The sequence below is a fragment of the Psychrobacter sp. MF31 genome, assembly GCF_012847335.1.
GTDB lineage: Bacteria > Pseudomonadota > Gammaproteobacteria > Pseudomonadales > Moraxellaceae > Psychrobacter.
On sequence record NZ_JABBDX010000015.1, the window covers coordinates 1 to 4020 of the forward strand.

Below are 4020 nucleotides of genomic sequence, written 5' to 3' on the forward strand. Positions count from 1 at the left end.
TACTATCAAATCGTGAGACCGCACAGTTTTAATGATTATTTAACACCGCTAGAAAAAGAGAAACGCTACTTTAACCGAAACCTCTTATCAGGTGTCCTAAATTAGTTGACCACTACAAACTTTTTAAAGGCTCTATCGCATTGGTGGTATAAATCACTTTTCTGATGTCTTTAGGGTAGCCAAAGAACACCGTTAAGCCCTCCCAGTTATTACGCCAAGAGGTAACCACATACGGGTACTTATCACCCCATGTTGCGTCGAAGGATTCAAGATTGGCCTCTGCTATCTCAAGCGTATCAGCGCCGTAGATAACCTTTAAATCAGCCGCTACGGCTTTCTTATCAGTCCACGGTACGAACTTCATTGAATAGCGCACCATATGCACGATACACAGCTGAACCTGAGCGTTGGGGTAGACGGTGTTGAGGGCATCAGGGAAGCCTTTTAAGCCGTCAACACAGGCAATGAGAATATCTTGTACCCCGCGGTTTTGTAGTTCAGTGAGAATACCCAGTCAGAACTTAGCGCCTTCATGCTCTGAGAGCCACATACCAAGCAGCTCTTTTCTGCCATCAAGTCCCACGCCTAGTGCCAGATAGATAGCCTTGTTGATGATCTGCTTGTCTTGACGTATCTTCACGACGATGCAGTCCAAATAGACGATAGGATAGACACTGCTCAGCGGACGGTTCTGCCAAGCGGTGATGTCGTCTAATATGTTATCGGTGACTCTTGAAACCAAGCTGCTTGAGATGTCGATATCGTAGAGCTCTTTAATGCTCTCTACAATCTCGGTGGTGGTTTGACCCTTGGCGTATGAGCGAGGATAAGCAAGTGTCTGGGAGACACTTGCCCGAAGCGCAAGACGTAAGGCTATGCCTGTAGTGACGATATGATTTTATCATCGAGACCTGAGATACGGGTTTGATGCTTACTGACCAGCACAGGCTCAAAGCTGCTATTGCGGTCTCTTGGGGTAGATATCTTAAGATCGCCTGTGTCACTGCGGACGGTCTTTTTAGTGTGCCCATTGCGCTTATTAGGTTTATCGGCTTTCTCATGCTTAGGATAGCCGAGATGATCTTCCATCTCAGCTCCAAGGGCAGTGTCGATAAAAGATTGCATGAGCTGCTTCTGGAAGTCTTTGATGTCATCGAAGCTTTTCATGCTACCAGCCATTTGTTCAGCTAGTTTCTTAATGCCAGATTGAGTTGTCATTGCTTATTCTCCGGTTAGTGGATTATAAGCAGTTACACAAAGTTTGGGAAACTCTCTGAACGTAGAATGCTTTTGCTGTTTTCTCAGTATCCGTTAATCTATATATTTTACCTTTCTCTATTATTTTCTTTAAGTGTACCTTAGAGTCTATTAAATTATGTTCTGTAAGGTCTTCGAACGAAAGGTTTAGTGCTTCTAGTTTTTTGTAAAAGTGAACTGTACCGGGTTTGTCTGAGACCTTTTTATTTAAGTTAAGCCACTTGACCTAACAGGTTAAGCTTATCATAGTACATTGCTTTAAACTCAAAAGGCGATACATAGCCCAATGCACTGTGTATACGCTTTTTATTGAACCAATCTACTCAATTCAATGTCGCAAGCTGTACATTCGCTAAACCTTGCCAACCTGCTTTTAAATATTCAATCACCTCTGTTTTGTATAACCTATGCCCTGTTTCAGCCAAAGCATTATCAAGGCCTGGTTATATATTTTTTCTTATGTTATCAAGCCAAGCTCGCATACTTGGTGTAAGCAAGCGATGACGACGCCAAGCCATGACAAGCTCCCATTTTAACTGAGGTTGGGTTAGTGGCAAGCAGACTAATCCTGTCAAATCCAACTTTTGAGTATAATATTGAGGCAAAAGAGTCACACCCATATCCTGTTTTACCATGTCAAGAAGCAAGTGCCACTGATTGGTTTGGCAAATAATATTAGGTTCAAAACCTAGTGCTTGACAGTTTTCTATAATCATTGGAGTAAATGATGAATTGGAGGTAAATAAAATTAGGGGTGCATTTGATAGTGACTTAAGTGTTACCTTGGTTTTTCGCTTACCCATACGGTTTTTATTTGCTACGACCACCACTGGATAGCAACATATCGACGAGTAGTCAAAATCATCGTCAATCGGCTTCATCAATGTTGCCACATCAAGTTGCCCCTCTAGAAGGGCCTGCTTAAGTGACTCAGCACCATCTTCGATAAGTGAGGTTTCTATACTAGGATGCATTTGGTAAAAGTTAAAAATAGCTTTGCTTAGTATTTCACTGCCTAACGGTGAAATCCCCAGACGCAACTTACCACCTATTAATTGCTGATAATCTACTACTGTTTGTTCAAGATTATCTGCCTTTTGTAAGATATCCACTGCTTGAATATAGAGGTGTTCGCCAATTTCCGTTAAATTAACTAGCCGCTTTTTTCTATGAGTCAACGGCTTATCAAACAGAGCTACGCCTAAATATTCTTCAAGGTTACTGATGGATTTGGTAACGGTGGGTTGGGTTAGATTGAGTTGAATACTGGCTTGAAGAAACCCACCTGTTTTTACGACTGTCACAAAGCAGCGTAATTGTTTCAAAGTTATCATGAATAATAAACCATGGTTAGGAAGGATAATGAAATTTATTATAGAAATTGGGAATAAAAATAAAAATATAATTCATAATTTATGACTATAGTATTTTTATAATAAGAGGTGTCAAGTTAACAAACAACAACTATTATGCGTAATCTTAATCTTCGTCTATCCTCCTGTTTTTTAGCTAAAACAAAACTGGCACTTCAAAGGTTCTATGGCCAATCATGGCTTCATGTCCTTATGCAATGCGCTATTATCGCAGCTGTCTGGTATTGTGCTGCGATATTGGTTGAGTTATTGCATTTACCCGTATCCTCAGGCGTCTTAGGAGTATCTTTAATGCTGATCTTATTGATGAGTGGTGCTATCAAGGTTAACTGGGTCAGACTGGGGGCAAAATTTGTTTTGGGTGAATTAGTATTAATGTTTATCCCACTTATGATGTCAATACTTCAATACAAGGCGCTATTTATCAGTAAGGGCTGGCAATTAATGCTGACAATTATCTTAAGTACCGCGATGGTGATGTTAAGCTCAGCATTCACTTTTATTATGGTGCACCGTTTGCAACGTAGATTGTATCGACATCAGATTCATAAAGCCCAATTAAACCTAAAAAATAATGATAATGTGTGAGGATTTACAATGAATGTCTGGTCAATCCTTTGTCTCATTTGGACATTAGCTGCTTATTATATGGCTAAAGTAATCTATGTGCGCTGTCGAAAATCTTGGCTAAACCCAGCTATCACGGTTCCAGTAATAACGCTTTCATTAATGATTATCTTTAATATCTCTTATGATACTTATTGGAAGGATACAGCTTGGATTGTGCAGTTACTTGCCCCCGCAACGGTTGCGTTTGCTATACCTATTTATGAATATCGTCGTTTAATACGTCAACATGCTTTGGCTTTGACTGCTTCTATAACTGTTGGGATGGTGGTGGGAGTCTTAAGCATATACCTATTCACTGGTTTGTTCCATTTTGATAAGACCTTGACCTATAGCTTGATGGCCCGTTCAATATCGACACCATTTGCGTTAGACTTATCTGAAAAAATCCACGGATCTTCCTCTTTAGTTTCATTGTTTACTTTGATCACAGGGATGGTGGGAATGATTTTAGGGGATATGATTTTGACTTTTTTTCGTATTCGCTCACATCTTGCAAATGGAATCGCATTTGGTAATGCATCACACGGTTTTGGTACAGCCCGGGCAAGTCAGCGCAATGAGGACGAGGGCGTTATAGCTAGTTTAACAATGATTTTAGCGGGATTGTTTATGGTATTCTTAGGCCCTTCATTAATACATGGTGTAGTGGCATAATAAACTTGGACAGCGCATAAGAGGTTTATACTAACCCAAAGAAGGAAAATAGTATGACCACCAAACGCAATCAATATACCCGAGAATTCAAATTAGAAGCCATCAG

The 4020-nt window shown here is 40.2% G+C and carries 4 protein-coding genes and 2 pseudogenes; 2 read left to right on the forward strand and 4 right to left on the reverse strand.

Features of this window, described 5'->3' with window-relative positions; translation table 11 throughout:
• Positions 1-112: 112 nt before the first annotated feature.
• From HF322_RS11730 to HF322_RS11465, 4 genes and pseudogenes are all read right to left on the reverse strand, one after another.
• Positions 113-892 (reverse strand): annotated as a pseudogene (locus HF322_RS11730) (IS256 family transposase).
• On the reverse strand, positions 874-1218 hold the full coding sequence (locus HF322_RS11735) for a transposase (protein WP_258192830.1): 345 nt from the start codon (positions 1216-1218) through the stop codon (positions 874-876). The pseudogene HF322_RS11730 and the gene HF322_RS11735 overlap by 19 nt, the downstream one beginning before the upstream one ends.
• Before the next feature lie 251 nt (positions 1219-1469).
• Positions 1470-1691 (reverse strand): annotated as a pseudogene (locus HF322_RS11570) (integrase core domain-containing protein); the annotation flags it as partial.
• 9 nt (positions 1692-1700) lie between these two features.
• Complete coding sequence (locus HF322_RS11465) at positions 1701-2591, reverse strand: LysR family transcriptional regulator (protein ID WP_169393563.1); 891 nt, start codon at positions 2589-2591, stop codon at positions 1701-1703.
• 231 nt (positions 2592-2822) lie between these two features.
• On the opposite strand from HF322_RS11465, the gene HF322_RS11470 reads away from it, so the two are divergent.
• Both HF322_RS11470 and HF322_RS11475 read left to right on the forward strand, forming a co-directional pair.
• Positions 2823-3218 carry a CidA/LrgA family protein gene (locus HF322_RS11470; RefSeq protein ID WP_223193278.1) on the forward strand — a complete coding sequence of 132 codons (396 nt, stop codon included), beginning with the start codon at positions 2823-2825 and terminating at the stop codon, positions 3216-3218.
• Between the two features lie 9 nt (positions 3219-3227).
• Positions 3228-3914, forward strand: a complete 687-nt coding sequence (locus HF322_RS11475; protein ID WP_169393565.1) for an LrgB family protein — start codon at positions 3228-3230, stop codon at positions 3912-3914.
• Positions 3915-4020: the final 106 nt, after the last annotated feature.